Here is a 22,600-nt window from a genome sequence, read left to right as displayed (position 1 = left end):
ACTCCCCCAGCTCTGGCAGCCCCAACTTCCACCTAATTAAGAAAAAAATGACCAAAAAGAAAATAGTGGCGCTCACTGGTGCCGGCATGAGTGCCGAGAGTGGGTTGAAGACTTTTCGTGATTCCAATGGGCTTTGGGAAGGACACAATGTTATGGAAGTTGCCTCTCCGCAAGGATTTGCCAAAAATCCGGAATTGGTGCTTCATTTTTACAACCAACGGAGACGACAATTATTGGAAGTAAGCCCCAATGCAGGACACCACGCCCTAGTAGATTTGGAGCAGCATTTTGATGTACATATCGTAACCCAAAACGTAGACAATCTACATGAACAGGCAGGAAGTTCAAACGTTGTGCATTTGCATGGTGAACTTTTAAAGGTTCGAAGTACTGTGGACGAAGGTCATGTATTGGAATGGAAAAAAGACTTGGTTCTAGGCGATCTGGACAAGAACGGAAATCAACTTCGCCCTCACATTGTATGGTTTGGAGAAATGGTCCCTATGCTGGAAATAGCCGCCCAAATAACCCAACAAGCCGAAATTCTGATTATTGTTGGTACATCCATGCAAGTCTATCCTGCGGCAAGTTTAGTGCATTACGCACCAAGAACAACCCCTATCTTTTTTGTGGACCCCAAACCCAGTGTACGCTCTTCAGATTTTGAAAAAATCACCATCATTGAAAAAACTGCAGCAAATGGAGTTCCCGAACTAGTGGAACATCTTTTTAGAGAATTTCAACCATAATCCCGCATGACCCAACATCAACTCCATACCAAATTGAATTCAGGCAGACTTTCCAAGCCCAAAGTAGACCATCTAGTGGAACAATTGATACGCCAGCCTTCACTGACAGAGGCACTTTTTCTCGAGGTTTTGAGAGAAGATAAAGAAGGGACATTTAATGCCAGTTGGACCTTTGATCATCTCATGCGGAAAAAATTAGTGTACCTGCTGCCCATGATGACCCTTTTTACAAATAGTCTCTCCCAACTCAAGTGTGAGTCCTGTATCCGTCCCATGGCGCATATTTGTGAAATGGTTGCAGAGGCCTATTTCAAAAAGAAAAATCCTGTTTTCATCAAAAATATTGCCGATGAACATCTTGAAAAAATGCTGACAGCCTGTTTCGATTGGCTCATCAGCCCCATGAACATGGCCCCAAAGGTATTTTCTATGACCAGTCTATATTATCTGGGGCAAAAATTTGATTGGGTACACCCTGAACTACGCGTGATTTTGGAGGATTCTTATGCCACAGGTACGGTAGGATATCAGAACCGTGCCAAAAAAACACTGGACAAGCTGGCCAAATTAGGCCGATAAACTCTAGGAGTTTGAGTATCTTTGCCACTTTCAAAAACAGTACGTGAAAATGTCCTTAACGCAGCTCAACGCCATTTCGCCGATAGACGGTAGATATAGAAACAAAACCGAATCTCTTCAAAATTACTTTTCCGAGGAAGCGCTCATCAAATACCGTGTACAGGTAGAGATTGAGTATTTTATTGCCCTTTGCGAAATACCGTTGCCTCAATTGGCGGATTTTGATGCGACTAAGTTTGAGGAGCTACGTTTAATTTACAAAGCATTTTCTGCGGAAGATGCCCAGTCCATCAAAGAGATTGAAAAAACCACCAATCACGATGTAAAAGCCGTGGAGTATTTTATCAAACAACGTTTTGATGCCTTGGGACTACAGAACCATAAAGAGTTCATCCATTTTGGGTTGACTTCCCAGGATATCAACAATACGGCCATTCCGCTTTCCATTAAGGAAGCAATGAACGACAGTTATGTTCCTTCCTACTTTGAAGTCTTTGAAAAATTAAAGGAATTGGCCAAGGAATGGGAGAACATCCCTATGTTGGCACGTACCCACGGTCAACCGGCATCCCCTACCCGTTTGGGCAAGGAAATCGATGTTTTTGTAGAGCGTTTGAAAGAGCAATTCAATTTATTGAACGACATCCCCAGTGCCGCCAAATTTGGTGGGGCCACAGGAAACTATAACGCCCATAAAGTGGCCTATCCCAGCATAGATTGGAAAGCCTTCGGCCAAAAGTTCGTGCAGGAAAAATTGGGCCTATACCACTCTTTCCCCACAACCCAAATTGAGCATTACGACCATATGGCCGCTTTGTTCGATTGCCTTAAACGCATCAATACCATTTTGATTGACCTCAATCGGGACATTTGGACCTACATTTCCATGGATTATTTCAAACAGAAAATAAAAAAGGGCGAAGTGGGCTCATCGGCCATGCCGCACAAAGTAAATCCTATAGATTTTGAGAATTCCGAAGGAAACTTGGGTCTGGCCAATGCCATTTTCGAGCATTTATCGGCCAAACTCCCCATTTCCCGATTGCAGCGCGATTTAACAGATAGTACCGTATTGCGAAACGTAGGGGTGCCCTTTGCACATACCTTGGTCGGGTTTCAATCCACTTTAAAGGGGTTGAACAAACTCGTGTTGAACCAGCAAAAATTTGAGCAGGATTTGGAGGATAACTGGGCCGTGGTCGCAGAGGCCATCCAGACCATTTTACGCCGTGAAGGCTATCCCAATCCGTATGAAGCCCTTAAGGGTTTAACACGAACCAATGAGAAAATCAACCAGAAGTCCATTGCGGATTTTATTGAAACTTTGGAGGTTTCGGATGCCATCAAAACGGAATTGAAACAAATAACCCCAGCGAATTATACTGGGGTTTAATTAAACTCAAATTTATTTCATTTGATAATTTAACTATCCCTCCTTGTGGATTTCCACTTGGTGCGGATACGGAATCTCAATTCCGGCGGCATCCAAGGCCAATTTGCAATTTTCATAGGTGGCAAAGTACACATCCCAATAGTCCTCGGGTTTACAGAAAGGCCGTACGGCAAAGTTTACGGAGCTATCGGCCAGTTCCATCACATTTACCGAAGGGGCCGGGTCTTCCAAAACCTTGGGGTTTGTAGTGAGCACTTTTAGAAGTACCTCCTTGGTCTTTTTTATGTCTTCTCCATAGCCCACGCCAATCACGGTGTCCACCCGCATTTTGCCTTCGGCGGTATAATTGATGATGTTTCCATTGGCCATGGCCCCATTGGGAATAATGGCCAGTTTGTTCTGTGGGGTAACCAGTTTGGTGGTGAAGATTTCGATGCCCTTTACCACACCCAATACGCCTTGGGCCTCTATAAGGTCGCCTATACGATAAGGCTTAAAAATCATGAGCAGTACCCCACCCGCAAAATTGGAAAGGGAACCTTGCAGGGCCAAGCCTACGGCCAAACCTGCCGCTGCTATTACGGCAGCGAAGGTGGTAACGTCCACACCCAATCGCGAAATAACAACAATGATCAGGAAGACTTTGAGAGTCCAAGAGAACAGGTTCAATAAGAATTTTTGCAGGGATTCGTCATACTTGCTCTTGGACATGACCTTTCTGGTCCCAGAAATAATCCTCTTTACAATCCACATCCCCACAATGTAGATCAGGATTGCCGTAATGAGCTTGGGTCCAAATTCCTTGGCCAGATCTAGGCCGTAATTCATCCATTCTTCTGCTTTTTCCATGGTGTTGTTGATTTGTTAGTGTTCTTGTTATGAGACACTAAGATAAAAAAGAAGGTCACAAAAATGCTTGGGATTTGGCTCATTTAAACAAAAAAGGGCAACAAATGTTGCCCTTAGATGCGTTGTGCCCGTATGGCTACCCCTTTAAAAATTCTCCAATCTCACCCAGTCCCTCACCCTTATATTCCGATTTTTGGATGGCCTGCATGAGTTGTATAATATGTGCTGGGTTCATGTCCTTGCCCAAAACCCTAACCAAGGCAAAGCCTTTGTCATCACTATCGCCGTAGATAATGACCTCATCTATGGCATCTTCGTCACCCAAATATTTCACTACACCCTTTCCGTACTTGGAGTTGATTTTCATGAGTTCCACGAACTTTTCCCCTTTTAAGATCTCGCGCACCTTGTTTTTTTCCACCTCAAATTCTGCGGCGTTGTCTGAATTCTTCTTAAACGCCAATAGATTGAACTTTCGTAAGGATTCCACAGCTTCTTTCTGGGTTGGAGTAAGGTCTACGGCATCCATTTTTAGAATACTTGCTGGGACATCCACTGTGATAAAATTAGGGTTCTCCGAATTGTCCACGTAGTATTCCTGCAAGCTCTGTCTCGAAGAGCAAGAAGCCAACAGAATCACTGCCATTGCCAAAATTCCTTTTACTATATTTTTCATCTGTACTTTTTTTGATTGATTGTGTTTTATTTGTTTAAGCAATAGGTTATTGAATCTTGTATTTTGTTACAATTTCTCGACCTCTTTTCCTATTCCTATTTCTCCTGTATTTTATTCAATCCATTATGGAGTTTCATTTTGTTGGTCAAAGCTCCCACTTTGGTCAAATCAATGTTCCCTGTCATGGTCAAGAGAACCGTCTCAAAATGGTACTCTGGATTGTCCTTGGCTTCATCGATGCCGGTTGCAAACATCAACAACTCTTCTACATGGTCATCATCCTTACCTTGCTTAATGTAAAATTTCAAACTGGTATCACCATCCTTTACTTTCATCAACTCTTCCAGTCTCGAAGATTTTACATATTGTTCCATTGTAACTGCCATATCAGCGGCAGCTCCATTATCCTCTGAAAGAAAAATTTTGATACCGTCAATGTTCTTGGCCATCTGTACAAACTCTCGGCTTTCTGGGTCAGAATCGTTCTCCATCATATTTACAAAAATGTTCAACATTCCTTTGCTTATAGTCACCACGCCAATCCTATCGGAGTTCTCGAACTTGTCAAATATAGATTGTGAAATCCCTTTAAAAGGAACACAAGCCAGCAGCATTAAAATGAGCAGCTTTTTCATCTTACTAATTTCCTTTTTTGCCCGCTTTGTTCAACTCTTCGGGAAGGTTCATTTTTTTGGTCAGGGAGTTGATCTTGTTCAAATCGATGTCGCCTGTCAATGAAAGTAGCACAGTCTCGATTTTTCTTCCATCAGCCTCTACGTTGCTCAAATCGGTGACCAACATCAGTAATTCGCTAACATGGTCGTCATCCCTTCCTTGCTTAATGTAGAACTTTACATTGGCATCTTTGTCCTTCACGCGCATAAGCTCTTCCATCTTCGAGGATTTTAGGTAACTGCTCACGGAAGATCTCATGTCATCCCCTATTTTTTGGTTGTCAGTGGTAAAGACCTTAAGGCTTTTTAAACTACTGGCGATGTCCATAAAGTCCCGGGCTTCGGGGTCATCGATTTCCACATCTATTTTGGCCAATAAATTGAACATACTCTTGTTCACCACTACTGAGGTGACTTCATCCAGGTCTTCGTACTTGTCGAACAAGGATTGTGAGAATCCCATTGTTGGCAAAACCGCGATCAAAAAGATTAAAATATTCCGTTTCATGTTTTTCGTTTTTAATTGTTGTTGTAAATTTTTTGTTTTGCTTCTTCGAACTCTTTGAGGTAGGCCACTTTCTCCGTTCCTCGGCCAAAATTCTCGGCCAAGAGTTCAAAAGCTTTTTTGGTTTCCTGATAAGCGTAAGTTGCCTTTTCTAGCTCCGAACGCTTGTATTCTTGATACTGAAAATAAATGCCAAAGGTTAAAACTGCGACCGCTGCAACGGAAACCCATTTGTATAGATTACTTCTGGTTTTTAATGGAACCTGCTTGGTAAAGCGTTCTTCCTTGGCGTTGGAAAAGTAGTTGAACATAGGTCTGTACTGCTCCAAATGCACGGGTACGCTTTCTTGTGCAAAATACTCCCGTAGCTGTTCCTCCTCGGCCACCGTTGTGCTGGCCTCAAAGTACTTTTCCAATAACTTTTCTATATTATCCAATGCCATAGCTGTGTTTTTTTATTAATTCTTCGCGTACTGTTTTTCTAGCTCTTGAGAGCGCCACCCGAACTGCGGTGGGCTTCATTTCCATGAGCTCACATATTTCATCAAAATCATACTGCTCCACATCTCGTAATTGTAAGATCATTTTTTGTTGTTCGGGCAGTTCTTGCATAATGCGTTCCATCCATTGCACACTGTCCTCGGCTTCCAATTGGCGTTGCAACGAAGTGTTTTCATCACTATAATTGCTATGTACCAATTTTAGGTTACCCGCTTGTCTGGACTTTAAACGGTCCAAACAAAAGTTCTTGGTCATGGTCATGGCAAAAGCTTCCACATTTTTGTATTCTCCCATGGATTCATTCTTAGACCATAATTTCATCAGGATTTCCTGTGTGGCGTCCTCTGCTTCCTCCCTGGAGACCAACAAGCGTTTTGCCAGTCGGTATAGCTTGTCCTTAAAGGGCATCACCACATTTAAAAACTCTGATTGTTTCATTGGTTTGTCTTAGTTGTTTTAGACCTTATTTCTCGGTCTACATAATCACGACGACACATATCGAAATTTGTTACAAAAAATTTGTATTCTGATTTTATGTACCTATTTTGTATCGCAAATTTGTAAGAATTTATAAAAGTTATCGCCTTACTTACCAATCTCATCTCTAATTTGGAACAAATATTGATGAATCCAATAAAAACTCTGCTATGAAAAAATATGCTCTTCTATTATTGGGGCTTACAATCTTCTTTGTTGGTTGTAATAATGATGACAATCAAATCAAGAATGGGGAAACTCCCACCATGAACCCAGGATCTACTGCCATTGCCCAAAACTTTATGTGGCAAGCCATGAACCTCTGGTATTTTTGGCAAGAAGACGTCCCCAACCTTGCTGATGACAGGTTCTCATCCAATGATGAGTATACTTCGTTTTTGGAAGCAACAGCCAACCCTGAACTCTTCTACTATCAAATTTGCAACAAACATGCGGCACTTTTCGGAAACCAAAACTCCATAGATCGTTTTAGCTTTTTGAATGATGACTATACCGAACTGGTCAGCAATCTTTCAGGAGTATCCAAGAGTAATGGCTTAGAGTTCAATCTTAACTATTTCCAAGACGGAACCAATGTTTTTGGTTACGTACTTTACATTGTGCCGGATTCTGATGCTTCAACCAAAGACATACAAAGGGGCGATATTTTTACCCGTGTGAACGGACAACAATTGACCGGAGACAATTATGTCAGTCTGCTTTTTGGAAACAACGACACCTATACACTTGGAATGGCAGATATCGTGGACAATCAAATTGTGGACAACGATACGGAAGTGACTCTTACCAAAATTACCAACCAAGTGGAAAACCCTATTTTGGTAGCTAAAACTTTGGACATCAATGGGACGAAAATTGCGTATCTCATGTACAATCGATTTTTAGGTAATTTTAACGAACAACTTAATGCTGCATTTGGTCAATTTGTAAACGCTGGCGCCACAGAACTTGTCCTGGATATGCGCTACAATCCAGGAGGTTCCGTAAACACTTCCCGCCTTTTGGCCAGTATGGTCTATGGCACCAATACCAATGAGCTTTACATTAGGCAACGCTGGAATGATAAAATACAAGACCAATTGAGTGCCTCCCAATTGGAAGACTACTTTGCGAATACCACAGGTGCCAGTGCCATAAACACACTTAATTTAGATAGGGTGTTCATTTTAGCCACCAATGACTCGGCTTCTGCAAGTGAATTGGTGATGAATGGTTTGGCTCCCTATGTGGAAGTGATTCACATTGGGGGGACTACTAGGGGTAAAAATGAGTTCTCCATTACCTTGGTAGACGACCCTGAAAATTCCTTTATTTATGATGAGGACCGTGAAGGCAACATCAACCCACAAAATAGTTGGGGCATACAACCCTTGGTGGGAAGAAATGAAAATGCCGATGGTTTCTTTGACTATACAAATGGATTAACACCAGACATAACCCTAAATGAGGACCTGACCAATCTGGGCGTTCTGGGAGACCCCAACGAGCCGCTATTGGCCCGTGCCATTGATGAAATTACAGGTGCTGGTGCCAAAAGAAGCTTTTCTGTTCAAATGGCAGCAAAATCCTTTGCCAGTTCAAGACTACAGACTCCATTAAGGGACAACATGTATTTGGACAAGCCTTTGGACGTGGATATAGAACTAACAAATCCATGGGAATAAAAAAAGCGGCCGAGGCCGCTTTTTTTTTATGATTGGACTTTTTGCAAATCAAGTTGTCTGTATTTTCCTCTAAGGTGTTCCTGAATTTTAATTATTTCTGGGTGAAAAATTCCGGCCAACACTTCAATCCCGTTCACCAACGTACTTGCTGATGATTGCGTAAACATATCATAATCGGCAATAAAAACCTTTCCTTCCTTGACCGCCTTGATGTCATCCCATCCCAGACGCTGCATTAAAAGATGGATTTCCTCCATGGTTCGGTCAATCCCAAAACCACAGGGAGCAATGACCAAGACCTCCGGATTGTATTGTGTGATTTTTGACCAAGAGGTGACCACACTATCCCCAGACGGGTTCGAAAGCATATCCACACCTCCCGCATAGGCAATCTGATGGGGAATCCAATGACCGCAGTTGAATATGGGCTGTATCCACTCCATGAGCATCACCCGCTTGGGCAGTGCCTTAGCCGCACGCAATTGGTCGTTCACAGAACCGATACGTTTGTGAAGTCCTTCCAAATACCTATAAGCCGCCTCTTCCTTTCCCAAAGCCTTCGCAATGGTAATGGCCGATTCAAAAACATCTTCCAAGGATTCAGGGCTGATGGAAATCAGCTCAGGTTGTTTTTTCAAATTGGCCACGGCAGCCGAGGTACAAGCAGTATCAATCTGGCAAACATCGCACATGTCCTGGGTGAAAATAATGTCCGGGGCCATTTGCTCCAAAAGTGTTTCATCCACGTAATACAACTGCTTCCCTTGGTGCTTACTGGCCGAGAAAAGGGAATCGATTTCCTGACTCGACAAATTCTTGCCCTCAAGGATACAGCGCACCACGGGTTTCTTTTCCCTCAAGGCCTGTTCGGGACATTCAAAGGTTATTCCCATCAAATGTCCATCAAGGCCCATGTCATAGAGCATTTGGGTAACGGCAGGCAAAAAGGAGCAGGCTTTTAACATGCGATGGGAACTGGTTTAAAGATTCAAATTCAATCCAAAGGCCACATTCCTACCCCTAGTGGTAAAGCCAATCACTTCGGTATATTCTTCGTTCAATAGGTTATAGCCATTGACAAAGACCTTCAACCTGTTGGGCAACAATTGATGCTCCACATACAGATTTACCAAGGAAAATGACTCCAAAGGCTCATCCAAGAAGGTCATAAAGTTGGTATCAAACCGTTCCCCAGTATAAGCATAGCTTAAAGAGAGGTTTGTGGTTTCACATATTTGATAGCCTAAGGCAAAGTTTACCTTGTGTTTGGGAATACGGATGGCATTGTCCCCCTTTCGTTCCGTAAAGGTGTAATTCGCATTGATATCCAACACATCTATCGGTTTCCAAGACAGCTCCACTTCCACCCCACTGGCATCGATCTCATCGGAAATGTTGATGCTAGTGAAATTTTGGTCATACCCAATGGCATTTTTCTCATTCCGATTGAAATACAAAGCACTTACACGCAATCCATCATTGACCTTGTACTCCACACCCCCTTCAAGGGTTCTGTTCTCCTCAGGTTCCAAGTTTGGATTGGAACCAAAATCCCCAAACAATTGAATCAAACTAGGGGTAATGTACGATGTAGCATACGACCCAAACAGTTTTAGGTACCCATTGGCAGATGGAAAAACGTAGGAAGGGTTAAGATTGTACACAAAATGGCTACCGTACTCGGAATGGTTGTTCCATCGTCCACCAATGTTCAGGTTCAATCCAAAATCGGAAACATAGACCACATTGGCATAGGGGTCAACGATATTGAAATCCGTGTCAGTGGAAAACGTAGCCTCATCCTTGAGATAGTTTACGCCCAAAATGGTATGCCACTTCTCTTGGATGACATATTTGTTGTAAAAATCAAGTACCAAATTCTTTCCATCCGATATACTCTCCCCAAAGGTGCTTTTGGAATCCGTCTCGTAATCCGTATAGGCTGCGTTCAGGTGCAGCGACCCGTTGCCATACGCAAAAGATGAAGCCACTCCGGCCCTCTTCTGGTTCACTCTGGAACGGTTAGGGGCCTCCATAAAATCTGCATCGAATTCATTGGAATAACGGGTCTGGTTTCCATACACTGATAATCGAAAGTCCTCAGAAAATTGATAGCCCAATTTAACGTTGGTGCTGAAATGGGAAAAATTGTCCTCTTCGTTTTCCGGGGTCACTGCCGCGGAAAGCCCTTTGGAACTACGGTTGGAAAAATCCACCGCGTAATCGAACTTATCCAAGGTCCCATTCAAGGAAACCGCATTGCTCAGATTGCCCAAATTGTAATTCTGGTCATCGGCCGTCTGATTGGTCCCCACCGTGGATTGAAAATTCCCGGTAATCTTCTCCTTGGAGCTTTTCTTGGTGGTGATGTTGATCACCGCCGTGGCGGCATTGGTCCCGTAGAGGGTACTGGCAGCTCCCTTGATGATCTCTATACTTTCAATATTTGCCGTGGAAAGCAATCGCAAGTCGTATTCTTGACTAAAGGATGATGGATCGGAAACCCTAACCCCATCAATGATGACCAAAACCTGTCTTCCTCGACCGCCACGGGCAAAAACGCCCAAAACATCGCCGTCACGTCCACGACTTCCCGTAATCTCGATCCCACTCTTGGTGTTGATGATCTGGGCCACGGTCTGGCCTTGTTTTCGTTCCAATTCCTCAGCAGTGATCTTGATTACCGTCTTTCCTGAATTCTCACGCTTCAGTTCAAATTTGGAATCGCTCACCACAACCTCATCCAATTGTTGCACGTGGGCCGAATCTTGTTGTTGGGCACAAAGTCCCTTGCCTGCCAAAAGGGCGGCACATAACCATAAATGATTTTTCTTCATTTCGTTTAAATCAATAAACGGGAGCGTAGTATGGTGTTCATACGCAAACTTTTATCCCGAAAGTTTAACATTGTTTGTTTGAATTTGGCAGGTCTCCTGACTTGCTTTATGCGGTTTGACCTTCCCATCCCGGTCGGACAGTGGTTTAGAAGAAACCGCATCCCATTTTAAGGGTACCAAAACAAGTTTGGCATAAACTTACAGTTGCGGGAACAGTTCCGGATTTTCACCAGATTCCCTTTTAATCACACGTCAACAACAACGTGCAAACCAAAATTCAACGCGAAAGTAATCAATCTGTTTAATCTTTTTTGGCAAAAGTTAATTAATCTTACTTTTGGTCCATGGCAAAAAAACAGTTATCCATACTCCTGATCGGAATAGCTTCCATGCTCTTGGTTTTGGGCTGTGGCGAAAAAAAGAAGGCACCAGTCATCGACCTAGTAACTACGGAGGAAGCCCAAATCCAATACGCTACGGGCTTTACGGTCCAACACAATGGCCAGTTCACCGAAATTGAGGTCACTGCAGCTTGGCCCGGTTCCGAAAAAAGCTTCAAGTATGCCTTGGTACCGAGGGAAAAGTTGGCAGTCATTACCTTACCTAGTGATGCCTATGATGCCATTGTGGCGACACCGGTTGAGCGCATGGTAATCACTTCAACTACTCATATTCCTTCCTTGGAAGCCTTGGGAGTACTGGAATCCGTGGTAGGATTTCCCAATACCGATTTGATTTCCTCTCCTGTTACCCGGCAGCGAATCGACCATGGCCTGATCAAAGAATTGGGTACCAATGAGAATATCAATACCGAGGTGGTTTTGGAACTCAACCCCGAACTGGTCATGGGATTTGGTATCAATGATACCAACAAGGCCTATGACATCATCAAACGGTCTGGAATTCCCGTGGTCTATAATGGGGATTGGGTAGAACAGACCCCATTGGGAAAAGCGGAATGGATCAAATTCTTTGCCCCTTTCTTTCATAAAGAAATGGAGGCCGATAGTATTTTTTCGGATATCGAAAAGTCCTATCAAGAGGCCAAACTGTTGGCCAAAAATGCCAAAGAACGTCCTACCGTGCTTACTGGGGGTCTCTACAAGGATGTGTGGTACGTTTCCGGTGGAAAAAGTTGGATGGCCCAATTTTTAGAAGATGCCAATACTGATTATATCTGGGCAGATACGAAAGAGACCGGAGGAATTAGTCTAAGTTTGGAAGCCGTCTTGGAAAAAGCACAACAAGCGGATTATTGGTTGAACCCATCCCTTCACGGGACGTATGAAGAATTGGAACAGGCCAATAGCCATTACCACCAATTTTCGGCATTTTCCAATAAGAAGGTATATTCCAATGCCATCAGAAAAGGCGCAACAGGAGGATTGGTCTTCTATGAATTGGCACCACAACGCCCCGATTTGGTATTGAAAGACCTCATTTCCATTTTACATCCTGGACTCTTGACCGATTATGAACCACATTTTTACAGGCCTTTGCAATAGATGTCGCACCCAAGATCATATCGTCTTTCTTTTGTGTTGATTTCGGTCGCACTCTGCCTTGCAGTGGTATTGAACATCAGTTCGGGTTCCGTTTCCATTCCCTTTTCGGCAACCCTCTCCGGACTTTTGGGCAAACCCTTGGAAGTGCCCTCATGGGAATACATTCTTTGGGACTATCGGGTTCCCAAGGCGCTCACGGCACTTTTGGTAGGCGGTGGACTTTCCCTGAGCGGACTCTTGATGCAGACCCTGTTCCGAAATCCACTGGCAGGACCCTTTGTCTTGGGCATTAGCTCCGGCGCCAGTCTGGGAGCCGCACTGCTTTTAATGGGAGCTTCTTTTGTTTCAAGCTTTGCTTCCCTGTCTTTTGTCGGTGATGTTTCCTTGGCCATTGCTGCCAGTCTAGGCAGTTTTTTGGTATTGGCCGTAGTGCTCATTGTTGCACAACGTATTCGTGACACCATGGCCCTATTGATCATCGGGTTGATGTTTGGAAGTATCACCTCGGCATTGGTCAGCGTACTGGCCTATTTTACCAGCGCGGAAAGTTTACAGCGCTTCATATTTTGGTCTTTTGGTAGCGTGGGCAATTTGAGTTCCCAACAATTGTCCTTGTTGGCGGGGATTGTGATTTTGGGTGTCTTGCTATGTATCATCTCCATAAAGGCGCTGAATGCCTTCCTTTTGGGGGAACATTATGCACAAAGTCTTGGGGTTTCCCTGAAAAAATCAAGGTTGATCATCATCATTGCAGCGGGATTGTTGGCCGGTGGCATAACCGCATTTGCCGGACCCATTGTGTTCATCGGATTGGCGGTGCCCCATCTTACCCGACAGATATTCGACACCATGGAACACCGCATTTTGGTGCCTGCCGTCTTCCTGTACGGAGCTATCTTAATGTTGCTCTGTGATACCTTGGCCCAATTGCCCAACTCGGTGAACGTATTGCCCATTAATGCCATTACCTCATTGGTTGGGGCACCCGTGGTGATTTGGTTGTTGGTACGGAAACGCAAAATGATATTCTGATGGACCTAGTTGAAGAACATATCCTTTCCGCCAAAGAACTGACCATTGGGTATGGTTCAAAAGTTGTGGCAGAGCATATCAATTTTTCGTTGGAAACGGGAACGCTGTGCGGTATTGTAGGAGCCAACGGAATCGGGAAATCCACTTTGCTACGCACCTTGGCTGGTTTTCAGCCTAAATTGAGAGGCCGTATCGATTTAAAGGGCAAAACATTGGAAGACCATTCCCCATCTGAAATGGCCCAAAAACTCAGTGTGGTCCTCACTGAACCTCCGGCATCCAAAAACCTTACCGTACAGGAACTCATTGCCTTGGGAAGGCAACCCTACACCAATTGGTTGGGAAGCCTTTCTTCAATGGACAAAGACCACATCGACCAAAGTATAAACGCCTTTTTACTCAACGATTTACGAAATGCCAAATGCCACGAACTGAGCGATGGTCAGTTGCAACGAGTACTCATTGCCCGGGCCATGGCCCAGGACACGTCTTTGATTCTGTTGGATGAGCCCACCACCCATTTGGACCTCTACCACAAGGTTCAAATCTTGAAATTGTTGCAGCAATTGGCCCATCAAAGCCAAAAAACCATTGTCTTTACCACCCATGAAATTGACCTGGCCATTCAGCTATGCGATAAGACCTTGATTCTGGACGGAAAAAACAACCCATTTGGAGCACCTTGCGAATTGATTGAGCAGCACCATTTTGAGCGCCTGTTCCCTTCGGAAATGATTCAGTTTGATGCTAAAACAGGTACATTTAAGGTGAATAAGTAAGTTTATTTTCCGTTTCTGCATCCGTCGGAATCCGTTATCTTTATCCGAAGAAATCTTTTCATGAGCGCAGAACTTATCTATCTCATTATAGGAATCATTGCCTTGGCCTTGGGGCTGTTTGGTGGTATGTACATCCAAAAGTTAAAGACCAAGTCCACCGAAAGTGTTTGGGGCGAACGAGAGCAACAACTCTATGCCTCCATCAAATCCCTCAACGATAAATTATTGTTGGGCGATGAGGAACGGAAACAGTTACAATCCGAAAAGGAACAGCAAAGCAACCAGTTGGTGCGTTATCAGGCCGATTTGGAAAACCTTCAACTCAAAAACAGGGAACAAAAGGAGGAGGTTGAAAAACTACAGGAAAAGTTCACCAAAGAGTTTGAGCTCCTTGCCAACAAAATTCTGGAAGAAAAAAGTGAAAAGTTCACCAAGAGCAATAAAGAGAACATCGAGAACATCCTCACTCCTCTCAACAAAAAGATAAAGGAGTTTGAGGAAAAGGTGGAAAATTCGCAAAAGGAGAACATCAGCATACACTCTGCCCTCAAAGAACAGTTGCTCCACCTCCAAAACCAAAACCTTAAAATTACCCAAGAGGCCGAAAACCTGACCAAAGCATTGAAGGGTGATAGCAAAATGCAGGGGAACTGGGGAGAATTGGTATTGGAACGGGTCTTGGAAAAGTCTGGTTTGGAGAAAGATAGGGAGTATAGTGTCCAGCAAAGCTTTACCCGTGAAGATGGCAGTAGGGTCATGCCCGATGTCATCATCCACCTGCCCGATGGTAAAAAAATGGTCGTGGATTCCAAGGTCTCATTGACCGATTATGAGCGATATACCAATGCCGAGGAAGATGACAAGCCCAAATTCCTAAAAGACCATATCAACTCGCTGCGAAAGCATGTGGAACAGTTATCCGCCAAAAAATATGAAGATCTCTATGAAATGGAAAGTCCGGATTTTGTATTGATGTTCGTACCTATTGAGCCCGCCTTTGCCGTGGCCATAAACGAGGACGTTTCGCTTTACAACAAGGCTTTTGAACAGAACATTGTCATTGTGACCCCATCCACCTTGCTCGCTACGCTTCGCACCATTGATACCATGTGGAGCAATGAGAAACAGCAAAAAAATGCCATTGAGATTGCCCGACAGGCTGGCGCCCTCTATGACAAATTTGAAGGTTTTGTATCCGATTTGACTAAAGTGGGCAAGAAAATGGATGAAGCCAAAAGTGAGTACCGTGGCGCCATGAACAAGTTGGTGGATGGCCGTGGCAACATCATTACCAGTATTGAACGATTGAAAAAAATGGGGGCCAAAGCCAAAAAATCCTTGCCTGAGCCTATTTTAAAGCGTGCCCACGAGGATGATTTTGAAGAAGACCCTAAACTAGAACTATAAGCCGTGAGAAAGTTTTTATTTATCGCCATTTCTGCCATAGTGTTGGGAATTGCAGCCTATTTTGCCTTTATCTACTACGTGCCCTTCAGTGAAGGCTATCGCTCTGGGGAACTTATCAAATTCAGTCGTAGGGGTGTTGTGGTAAAAACCTGGGAAGGACAAATCAGTCAGGGACTTTCGGGTACCAATGTATTTTCCTTTTCCGTGGAGGACAGCCAAACGGAGATCATTGAAAAAATGAAGGAATACCAAGGCCAGTACATCAAAGTGACCTACAAGGAACGCTACGCCACCTTCTTTTGGCTGGGCGATACCAAATATTTTATCACCGAAGTGGAAACGGAAAAGTCACCGCTATTCAGAAATCAATGAAAAAATTTAAGTCGTCCAAAGAAAGTAGGGTCTCCATTACCGAACTGATGCTTCCCTCCCATTCCAATTTTGGGGGCAAGGTCCACGGTGGACACATTCTTAACCTTATGGACCAAATTGCTTTTGCCTGTGCCTCCAAGCATTCGCAAAGCTATTGTGTGACCGCCTCCGTGAACCGGGTGGATTTTTTAAATCCCATTGAAGTGGGTGAATTGGTCACGCTGAAGGCCTCTATCAACTACACTGGAAAAACCTCCATGGTGGTTGGGGTCCGGGTGGAATCCGAAAATGTGACCACCGGTGAAGTCAAACACTGCAACTCTTCCTATTTCACCATGGTATCCAAAGGCACTAACGGAAAAAACAAAGCGGTTCCCGGGTTGATTTTAAAAAGCAAACAGGACATCCGTCGATTCGCCCGAAGTAAGGAACGGAAGCAATCCGCCTATAATCGCGACAGCAAATACGAATCCAACAACTTTAAGGTAAACGAATTTTTGGAGTTTTTGGAAGGGGAAAACGTGACTATGGATTTGGACTAAGCCCTGCGGCGGCATCCTCATCCAAAAACCAAACCAGATTGCCTGATGAAGGGTCAACAAGGGTAGCTGGATATACTTCAGAACCTGCTGTTTTCTCTACAACTGCCTTTACTTTTTCCGCCTTGGAAGCTCCGGTGACCAAAAAAGCTACTTCTTTGGCGGTATTGATGACCTTTCCATTAATGGAAACCCTTTTTTGACCTGAATCGGGATGGGTGGCCACTACGCAATGGTCCTCGGCGTTCCAAAGCCCAATCTCATGGGGAAAAATGGAAGCCGTATGTCCGTCATCGCCCATACCCAGAATGACCAAATCAAACTGGGGAATGCCTTCTATCCTATCCAAATTTATTTCCAACAGGTTGGCATAGCGCATGGCTTCACCACTGGGGTCATTTTCTCCCAATACACGATGGATATTGGCTTCGGGCACCTCAATTTTTGAAAATAGATGCTCCACGGTCATTTTGTAGTTGCTGTCGTCATCGGTAGGAGGAACGCAGCGTTCATCCCCCCAATAAAAATGAATCTTGCTCCAATCAATTTCATCCGAAAATTTTTCAGCCAGTACATCAAATACAATTTTGGGCGTGCTCCCCCCGGAAAGGGCCACATGGAACTCTCCCAAATTGGCTTTCTCCTTAAAATAGGTTGAAAACTGCTCCGCTACCTCTTGCTTGTCTTTATATATTTTTAATTCCATCAACATCTAATTTCATTTGTTCTTGACTAAACCGGTTCTCGACTGCGCTCGAACTGACATCTCAGACATCAGACATCAGACATCAGACATCAGACATCAGACATCAGACATCAGACATCTAAAAAAACTAACAAATCACACAGTACCCGGGGTCATCGGCGAGATTCTCTCCCGGATTTCGCCAAAAGCCGAAGCCATTCATGAGATCATCGGCGTTTTCAGGGCCCCATACCCCTGCAGCATATCCGTACATACGAACATCCTTGCCATTCTTCCAATAGTCCAAAATGGGATCCACAAATTCCCAAGCGGCTTCCACCTCATCGGCACGGGCATAAAGTGTGGCGTCTCCCTGCATGGCATCCAATAAAAGTCGCTCATAAGCTTCCATGACATAAGTCTCAGCTAAACTGGAGTAATAAAAATCCAAATTGGCACGCTCCACCTTGAATCCCTGCCCCGGGACCTTAACCCCAAATTTGATCAAAATACCTTCATCCGGTTGTATTCGGATAATCAGTTTATTGTCCTTGCTTTGCATACCCGAATCCTTGAAAATCTGGTGGTGCGGTGCCTTAAAATGGATCACGACCTCGGTGACCTTGGTAGGCATCCGCTTTGCGGTACGCACATAAAACGGCACCCCGTGCCAGCGCCAGTTGTCCGCATAAAACTTAATGGCCGCATAGGTTTCGGTAGTGGAATTGGGGTCTACCCCCTCCTCTTCCCGATATCCGTTCATCTTTTCCCCGTTGATTTCGGAAGCTACATATTGCGCACGGATCGTATTGTCGAACAAAGTTTGCTCATCCTTCATGATACGAAGTGATTTCAGCGCTTTCACTTTCTCGTTACGAATCTCTTCAGGTTGGTCCCCAATGGGTGGCTCCATCACCACCAAGGATACAATCTGCAACAAATGGTTCTGGAACATATCGCGTAGCGCCCCAGATTTATCATAATACCCTCCTCTTTTCTCCACTCCCACACTTTCGGCATTGGTAATCTCCACATGGTCGATATAGTTTCGGTTCCACAGTGGCTCAAAAATGCTGTTGGAAAAACGGGTCACCAATAGGTTCTGCACCGTTTCCTTACCCAAGTAATGGTCTATGCGATATATCTGGGGTTCCGTAAAATATTTGTGAAGCCCTTTGTTGAGTTGCCTTGCCGTTTCCAGACTATATCCAAACGGTTTTTCAACAATCAAACGCTTCCAACCGTTGTTTTGGGTATTCATGCCCGCTTCGGACAAATTTTGGGCAATGGTCTCATATAATGTAGGAGGGGTTGAAAGGTAATACATGATATTCCCAGAGGTGTCATGATCGGCTTTCAGGCTTTCGACACGTTTGCGAATCGGCGCATAATCCGTATCGTAATCCTTCCCTAAATCCATATAAAAAAGCTTATCGGCGAAGCCTTTTACCTCACTTTCATCCAGTTTTTTGATTTTCTCTTTCAAATAGGGGCTTTTATACACCACCCTATCCCGAAATGCTTCATCCGTAAGGTCACTTCTGCTCGCCCCCAATACCACAAAATTGGGCGGTAGTTGCTTGGCCAAATAGAGATTGAAGAGGCCTGGAATCAATTTTCTTGCGGTCAAATCACCAGATGCTCCAAAAATCACGAGCATTTGGTTTTCGGTCTTTTTCATACGATAGCTGATATTGGCTGAGTAATTCCTTCGGATGGTCGCACACGCCATCCAATGAAGTCCTTTTATATTTGAGCATAACGAATATAAGGTTTATTTTAGGTTCTGATTTCAACAAATAGCTTACTTTAAATTGTCTTAACATAAGAAGCTGAAAACGAAGCACAATGACAGATACGTATGATTTTGGCCTAGTAGGTCTGGGAGTAATGGGACGCAATTTTATCTTGAATGTGGCCGATAATGGCTTTACCGCCTTCGGGAACGACTTGGATACCGAAAAAGTAAATGCACTGATCCAGGAAGGTGGCGATACCTCAAAAGTAAACGCCAGTTCCGATGTTAAAACCTTTGTGCAAGCCCTTACCACACCTAGAAAAATCATGCTGTTGGTCCCTGCGGGAAAAGTGGTGGACCTTGTCATTGACAGCTTATTGCCCCATTTGGACCAAGGCGATATCATCATTGATGGTGGAAATTCATTTTTTACGGATACAGACCGACGCGAGGCCTATTTGAAGGAAAAAGGCATCAACTTTTTTGGGGCCGGGGTCTCTGGTGGTGCCAAGGGAGCCAGAAAAGGTCCCAGCATCATGCCCGGGGGTTCCCGTGAGGCTTACCAACATGTGAAACCTATTTTTGAAGCGGTTTCCGCCAAATACAAAGGCGAACCCTGTGTAGCGTATTTGGGTCCTAAATCAGCCGGAAACTATGTAAAAATGGTGCACAATGGCATTGAATATGGATTGATGCAACTTACTTCGGAAATGTACGACTTGCTCAAAAAAGCGGGTGGACTCTCCAATGAAGAACTCCACAAAACCTATTCGGAATGGAACCAAGGGCGATTACAATCGTTTTTGGTTGAAATCACTTCTGAAATATTTACAGAAAAAGACAAGTTAACCAGTGCTGACCTTGTGGATATGATCTTGGACAAGGCCAAGCAAAAGGGGACCGGAAAATGGACCTCCCAAAATGCCATGGACTTGGGTATTCCCATCCCCACCATTGATGTGGCGGTGAGCATGCGGGAAATCTCGGCTCTCAAAGACGAACGGATCAAAGCGGATGCGTTGTACAACCGTCCAACACCTAAAGGTGTTGACAAAAATGACTTTATCTCCAAAGCGGAACAGGCATTGTATTTTGCCTTTATCATAACCTATGCCCAAGGCATGCACCAGTTGGCTGATGCCTCCAAAGAATATGGTTACAAACTGGAACTGGGTGAAATTGCCAAAATATGGCGTGCTGGATGCATCATCAGAGCGGCCCTTTTGGCAGATATTACCGACGCCTATCGCGCAGATAACGACTTGCAAAACCTATTGCTCTCCCCTTCCTTTGTGGAAAAAGTGAAGGAAACGGTTGATGCAGCCCGTGAATTGGTGGCCTACGGGGCCGCTAACGGCATTCCCTTACCCGGATTGTCCAATGCCCTTACCTACTTTGATGCCTATACCAGTAGCCGTTTACCGCTGAACCTCATTCAGGCGCAGCGCGATTATTTTGGCTCCCACACCTATGAGCGGGTAGACCGCGAGGGGATTTTCCATACCGAGTGGGAGGAATAAGACTAACCATCAGCAACTAACTCACAATCCTATGAAAAAATTACTCACTACCACAATTTTTACGGTCTTGTCCATTTCCTTAGGGATGGCGCAAGTACAGTCCAACTTGGAACTCTTGGACATCTTCAACATGGAGTACATTTCGGACCCTCAGATTTCCCCTGATGGTTCCAAAGTCATCTATGTACGGAATTTTAAGGACGTCATGACTGATAGAAATCTATCCAATCTCTGGATTGTGAATTTTGACGGCTCCAACAATCGCCCCTTGACCACAGGAAACCATAATGATTTTGCACCCAAATGGTCCCATGACGGCACAAAAATTGTCTTCAAATCCAACATGGCCGATGAAAAGATGAAGCTCTACCTCATGTGGTTGGACACCAAGGAAACCATGGCCTTGACCAATACGCCACAAGCTCCGGGGCAGGTTTCTTGGTCGCACAACGACCGGTATGTGGCCTTCAACATGTTTGTGCCCAAGGAAAATAAATCCATTATTAAGATGCCGGCCAAGCCCGAAGGCGCCAAATGGAACGACCCACCCAAATACATAGACCAAATGAATTATCGTGGAGATGGTCAAGGATATATAAAAGGTGGAAACATGCAATTGTTCACCCTGCCCATTTCCGGAGGAACGCCCAAGCAGCTCACCTTTACCGATTTTGACCACGGAGGTCCTATTTGGTCCAAAAATGACAGTCACCTCTATTTCAGCGCCAATTTTCACAAGGATGAGGAGTTTGAGGCCCTAGACAGTGAAATTTACCAAATCAGCGTAGGCTCCGGTGAAACCAAAGCCCTCACCGACCGTAATGGCCCTGATGGTAATCCCGTGCTTTCCCCTGACGGTTCCAAAATTGCCTATTTAGGTTTTGATGACCGTCTTCAAGGCTATCAATTGACCCATCTCTATGTAATGAATGTGGATGGAAGCAATAGTCAATTGATTTCCGGGGACTTCGACAGGGATGTGGAAGATATGGTCTGGAACAGCAAAGGGGATGGGCTCTATTTTGCCTACACCGATAAGGGACTGGGGAAACTGGCCTCCATAAACCTCTCTGGGAAAGTGACCGATGTGGCAGAAGGCTTGGGCGGACTGTCCTTGGGCAGACCTTACAATGCAGCCAGTTTTTCGGGTTCATCCAACAACAAATTTGCCTATACCTTGGGCACAACGGAGCATCCTTCAGATTTGGCGGTTGTCGATGCCAAAGGGAACAGCAAACGTTTGACCGCCCTCAATGACGACCTCTTTTCGTTCAAAAATTTGGGCAAGGTGGAAGAATTATGGTGGGAGTCCTCCTATGACCAACGCAAAATACAAGGTTGGGTGGTTACCCCTCCCAATTTTGACCCGTCCAAAAAATACCCCATGATCTTGGAAATACATGGAGGTCCCTTCACCAGCTACGGTTTTGTGTATTCCGCGGAAATCCAAGCCTATGCGGCGGCTGGTTATGTGGTGTTGTATACCAACCCTAGGGGCAGTACCAGCTACGGGGAAGAATTTGGAAACCTCATCCATCATGATTACCCCAACCATGATTATGACGACCTCATGTCTGGCGTGGATGCCTTGTTGGCCAAGGGTTTTGTGGATCAAGACAACCTTTTTGTCACCGGAGGTAGTGGTGGTGGGGTGCTCACAGCTTGGATCGTGGGCAAAACAGACCGTTTTAAGGCGGCCGTAGTGGCCAAACCGGTTATCAATTGGTATAGTTTTGTTCTTTATGCCGATGGTGTACAGTTCTTCTCCAAATATTGGTTCGGAAAAAAACCGTGGGAAGATCCTGAAAATTATATGAGACGTTCTCCCCTCACCTATGTGGGCAATGTAACCACACCAACCATGTTGATGACGGGTGAAGAAGATTATCGAACCCCAATAGCGGAATCCGAGCAGTTTTATGCCGCCTTGAAATTACAAAATGTGGAAACTGCCATGGTACGGATTCCAGGAGCTTCGCATGGCATTGCCAATAAGCCTAGTAACTTGATTGCCAAAATAGCCAGTGTATTGGCGTGGTTTGAGAAGTATAGGGACAAAGAATGATGTTATTACAAAATTAAAGTTTTCGTTTACAGC

The 22,600-nt window shown here is 44.5% G+C and carries 22 protein-coding genes and 1 riboswitch; of the genes, 12 read left to right on the top strand and 10 right to left on the bottom strand.

Going from position 1 to position 22,600, the window contains the following annotated elements:
- Positions 1-47 precede the first annotated feature (47 nt).
- From ACP14V_RS06655 to purB, 3 genes are read left to right on the top strand one after another with little or no spacing between them, the layout of a single operon-like run.
- On the top strand, positions 48-749 hold the full coding sequence (locus ACP14V_RS06655) for an SIR2 family NAD-dependent protein deacylase (protein WP_272609867.1): 702 nt from the start codon (positions 48-50) through the stop codon (positions 747-749).
- 6 nt (positions 750-755) lie between these two features.
- Positions 756-1,328 carry a hypothetical protein gene (locus ACP14V_RS06650; RefSeq protein ID WP_272609866.1) on the top strand — a complete coding sequence of 191 codons (573 nt, stop codon included), beginning with the start codon at positions 756-758 and terminating at the stop codon, positions 1,326-1,328.
- Positions 1,329-1,377: 49 nt separating this feature from the next.
- Positions 1,378-2,721, top strand: a complete 1,344-nt coding sequence (gene purB, locus ACP14V_RS06645; protein WP_136566192.1) for an adenylosuccinate lyase — start codon at positions 1,378-1,380, stop codon at positions 2,719-2,721.
- A 33-nt stretch (positions 2,722-2,754) separates the two neighbouring features.
- Here purB and ACP14V_RS06640 read toward each other — a convergent pair whose 3' ends face one another.
- The 6 genes from ACP14V_RS06640 to ACP14V_RS06615 all read right to left on the bottom strand — a co-directional run bounded on the left by ACP14V_RS06640 (position 2,755) and on the right by ACP14V_RS06615 (position 6,364).
- Positions 2,755-3,570: a mechanosensitive ion channel family protein gene (locus ACP14V_RS06640; protein WP_272609865.1), complete on the bottom strand. Its 816-nt coding sequence runs from the start codon at positions 3,568-3,570 to the stop codon at positions 2,755-2,757.
- 136 nt (positions 3,571-3,706) lie between these two features.
- Positions 3,707-4,246, bottom strand: coding sequence for a DUF4252 domain-containing protein (locus tag ACP14V_RS06635; protein ID WP_136566189.1), 540 nt, complete (start codon positions 4,244-4,246; stop codon positions 3,707-3,709).
- 95 nt (positions 4,247-4,341) lie between these two features.
- Complete coding sequence (locus ACP14V_RS06630) at positions 4,342-4,881, bottom strand: DUF4252 domain-containing protein (protein WP_272609863.1); 540 nt, start codon at positions 4,879-4,881, stop codon at positions 4,342-4,344.
- A gap of 4 nt (positions 4,882-4,885) precedes the next feature.
- Positions 4,886-5,428 (bottom strand): DUF4252 domain-containing protein, encoded by a 543-nt coding sequence (locus ACP14V_RS06625; protein ID WP_272609862.1) that lies wholly within the window; start codon positions 5,426-5,428, stop codon positions 4,886-4,888.
- An 11-nt stretch (positions 5,429-5,439) separates the two neighbouring features.
- Entirely contained in the window at positions 5,440-5,868 is a 429-nt protein-coding gene (locus ACP14V_RS06620; protein ID WP_272609861.1) for a hypothetical protein, read from the bottom strand.
- Entirely contained in the window at positions 5,855-6,364 is a 510-nt protein-coding gene (locus ACP14V_RS06615) for an RNA polymerase sigma factor (RefSeq protein ID WP_136566186.1), read from the bottom strand. The genes ACP14V_RS06620 and ACP14V_RS06615 overlap by 14 nt, the downstream gene beginning before the upstream one ends.
- A 209-nt stretch (positions 6,365-6,573) precedes the next feature.
- Here ACP14V_RS06615 and ACP14V_RS06610 point away from each other — a divergent pair, with 209 nt between their 5' ends.
- Positions 6,574-8,088 carry a S41 family peptidase gene (locus tag ACP14V_RS06610; protein ID WP_272609860.1) on the top strand — a complete coding sequence of 505 codons (1,515 nt, stop codon included), beginning with the start codon at positions 6,574-6,576 and terminating at the stop codon, positions 8,086-8,088.
- Positions 8,089-8,114: 26 nt separating this feature from the next.
- Here ACP14V_RS06610 and ACP14V_RS06605 read toward each other — a convergent pair whose 3' ends face one another.
- Both ACP14V_RS06605 and ACP14V_RS06600 read right to left on the bottom strand, forming a co-directional pair.
- Positions 8,115-9,053, bottom strand: coding sequence for an ABC transporter substrate-binding protein (locus ACP14V_RS06605; protein WP_272609859.1), 939 nt, complete (start codon positions 9,051-9,053; stop codon positions 8,115-8,117).
- A gap of 15 nt (positions 9,054-9,068) precedes the next feature.
- On the bottom strand, positions 9,069-10,925 hold the full coding sequence (locus ACP14V_RS06600) for a TonB-dependent receptor plug domain-containing protein (RefSeq protein WP_272609858.1): 1,857 nt from the start codon (positions 10,923-10,925) through the stop codon (positions 9,069-9,071).
- Positions 10,926-10,994: 69 nt separating this feature from the next.
- A riboswitch (cobalamin riboswitch) is annotated at positions 10,995-11,215 on the bottom strand.
- A gap of 54 nt (positions 11,216-11,269) precedes the next feature.
- On the opposite strand from ACP14V_RS06600, the gene ACP14V_RS06595 reads away from it, so the two are divergent.
- From ACP14V_RS06595 to ACP14V_RS06570, 6 genes are read left to right on the top strand one after another with little or no spacing between them, the layout of a single operon-like run.
- Positions 11,270-12,430 carry an ABC transporter substrate-binding protein gene (locus ACP14V_RS06595; RefSeq protein WP_272609857.1) on the top strand — a complete coding sequence of 387 codons (1,161 nt, stop codon included), beginning with the start codon at positions 11,270-11,272 and terminating at the stop codon, positions 12,428-12,430.
- Positions 12,431-13,462 (top strand): FecCD family ABC transporter permease, encoded by a 1,032-nt coding sequence (locus ACP14V_RS06590; RefSeq protein WP_272609856.1) that lies wholly within the window; start codon positions 12,431-12,433, stop codon positions 13,460-13,462.
- Complete coding sequence (locus ACP14V_RS06585) at positions 13,462-14,241, top strand: ABC transporter ATP-binding protein (RefSeq protein ID WP_272609855.1); 780 nt, start codon at positions 13,462-13,464, stop codon at positions 14,239-14,241. The genes ACP14V_RS06590 and ACP14V_RS06585 overlap by 1 nt, the downstream gene beginning before the upstream one ends.
- 60 nt (positions 14,242-14,301) lie before the next feature.
- Positions 14,302-15,648 (top strand): DNA recombination protein RmuC, encoded by a 1,347-nt coding sequence (rmuC, locus tag ACP14V_RS06580; RefSeq protein WP_272609854.1) that lies wholly within the window; start codon positions 14,302-14,304, stop codon positions 15,646-15,648.
- A 3-nt stretch (positions 15,649-15,651) separates the two neighbouring features.
- Positions 15,652-16,020 (top strand): 6-phosphogluconate dehydrogenase, encoded by a 369-nt coding sequence (locus tag ACP14V_RS06575; RefSeq protein WP_116217965.1) that lies wholly within the window; start codon positions 15,652-15,654, stop codon positions 16,018-16,020.
- A complete protein-coding gene (locus tag ACP14V_RS06570) occupies positions 16,017-16,562 on the top strand; it encodes an acyl-CoA thioesterase (protein ID WP_116217966.1) in 546 nt (181 codons plus the stop codon). The genes ACP14V_RS06575 and ACP14V_RS06570 overlap by 4 nt, the downstream gene beginning before the upstream one ends.
- On the opposite strand, the gene pgl is transcribed toward ACP14V_RS06570, so the two are convergent.
- Positions 16,546-17,265 (bottom strand): 6-phosphogluconolactonase, encoded by a 720-nt coding sequence (gene pgl / locus ACP14V_RS06565; RefSeq protein WP_272609853.1) that lies wholly within the window; start codon positions 17,263-17,265, stop codon positions 16,546-16,548. The two genes, ACP14V_RS06570 and pgl, sit on opposite strands and share 17 nt — an antisense overlap.
- Positions 17,266-17,392: 127 nt before the next feature.
- Complete coding sequence (gene zwf, locus ACP14V_RS06560) at positions 17,393-18,925, bottom strand: glucose-6-phosphate dehydrogenase (protein ID WP_272609852.1); 1,533 nt, start codon at positions 18,923-18,925, stop codon at positions 17,393-17,395.
- A gap of 167 nt (positions 18,926-19,092) precedes the next feature.
- Between zwf and gndA the strand changes: the two genes are divergently transcribed.
- Together gndA and ACP14V_RS06550 are read left to right on the top strand one after the other, a co-directional pair.
- On the top strand, positions 19,093-20,502 hold the full coding sequence (gndA, locus tag ACP14V_RS06555) for an NADP-dependent phosphogluconate dehydrogenase (protein ID WP_272609851.1): 1,410 nt from the start codon (positions 19,093-19,095) through the stop codon (positions 20,500-20,502).
- 31 nt (positions 20,503-20,533) lie between these two features.
- A complete protein-coding gene (locus tag ACP14V_RS06550) occupies positions 20,534-22,567 on the top strand; it encodes a S9 family peptidase (RefSeq protein WP_272609850.1) in 2,034 nt (677 codons plus the stop codon).
- The last annotated feature ends 33 nt before the right edge of the window (positions 22,568-22,600 follow it).

The sequence above is a fragment of the Flagellimonas alvinocaridis genome (genome assembly GCF_965248585.1).
GTDB classification, from domain to species: Bacteria; Bacteroidota; Bacteroidia; order Flavobacteriales; family Flavobacteriaceae; genus Flagellimonas; species Flagellimonas alvinocaridis.
This window is presented reverse-complemented; position numbering and strand designations above follow the sequence as displayed.

Coding starts and splice junctions, on each gene's coding strand:
- ACP14V_RS06600 (WP_272609858.1), bottom strand. CDS start 10,925: ATGAAGAAAAATCATTTATGGTTATGTGCCGCCCTTTTGGCAGGCAAG.
- ACP14V_RS06625 (WP_272609862.1), bottom strand. CDS start 5,428: ATGAAACGGAATATTTTAATCTTTTTGATCGCGGTTTTGCCAACAATG.
- zwf (WP_272609852.1), bottom strand. CDS start 18,925: ATGAAAAAGACCGAAAACCAAATGCTCGTGATTTTTGGAGCATCTGGT.
- ACP14V_RS06585 (WP_272609855.1), top strand. CDS start 13,462: ATGGACCTAGTTGAAGAACATATCCTTTCCGCCAAAGAACTGACCATT.
- purB (WP_136566192.1), top strand. CDS start 1,378: ATGTCCTTAACGCAGCTCAACGCCATTTCGCCGATAGACGGTAGATAT.
- ACP14V_RS06620 (WP_272609861.1), bottom strand. CDS start 5,868: ATGGCATTGGATAATATAGAAAAGTTATTGGAAAAGTACTTTGAGGCC.
- ACP14V_RS06590 (WP_272609856.1), top strand. CDS start 12,431: ATGTCGCACCCAAGATCATATCGTCTTTCTTTTGTGTTGATTTCGGTC.
- gndA (WP_272609851.1), top strand. CDS start 19,093: ATGACAGATACGTATGATTTTGGCCTAGTAGGTCTGGGAGTAATGGGA.
- rmuC (WP_272609854.1), top strand. CDS start 14,302: ATGAGCGCAGAACTTATCTATCTCATTATAGGAATCATTGCCTTGGCC.
- ACP14V_RS06630 (WP_272609863.1), bottom strand. CDS start 4,881: ATGAAAAAGCTGCTCATTTTAATGCTGCTGGCTTGTGTTCCTTTTAAA.
- ACP14V_RS06605 (WP_272609859.1), bottom strand. CDS start 9,053: ATGTTAAAAGCCTGCTCCTTTTTGCCTGCCGTTACCCAAATGCTCTAT.
- ACP14V_RS06550 (WP_272609850.1), top strand. CDS start 20,534: ATGAAAAAATTACTCACTACCACAATTTTTACGGTCTTGTCCATTTCC.
- ACP14V_RS06650 (WP_272609866.1), top strand. CDS start 756: ATGACCCAACATCAACTCCATACCAAATTGAATTCAGGCAGACTTTCC.
- ACP14V_RS06655 (WP_272609867.1), top strand. CDS start 48: ATGACCAAAAAGAAAATAGTGGCGCTCACTGGTGCCGGCATGAGTGCC.
- ACP14V_RS06595 (WP_272609857.1), top strand. CDS start 11,270: ATGGCAAAAAAACAGTTATCCATACTCCTGATCGGAATAGCTTCCATG.
- ACP14V_RS06615 (WP_136566186.1), bottom strand. CDS start 6,364: ATGAAACAATCAGAGTTTTTAAATGTGGTGATGCCCTTTAAGGACAAG.
- ACP14V_RS06610 (WP_272609860.1), top strand. CDS start 6,574: ATGAAAAAATATGCTCTTCTATTATTGGGGCTTACAATCTTCTTTGTT.
- ACP14V_RS06640 (WP_272609865.1), bottom strand. CDS start 3,570: ATGGAAAAAGCAGAAGAATGGATGAATTACGGCCTAGATCTGGCCAAG.
- pgl (WP_272609853.1), bottom strand. CDS start 17,265: ATGGAATTAAAAATATATAAAGACAAGCAAGAGGTAGCGGAGCAGTTT.
- ACP14V_RS06635 (WP_136566189.1), bottom strand. CDS start 4,246: ATGAAAAATATAGTAAAAGGAATTTTGGCAATGGCAGTGATTCTGTTG.
- ACP14V_RS06570 (WP_116217966.1), top strand. CDS start 16,017: ATGAAAAAATTTAAGTCGTCCAAAGAAAGTAGGGTCTCCATTACCGAA.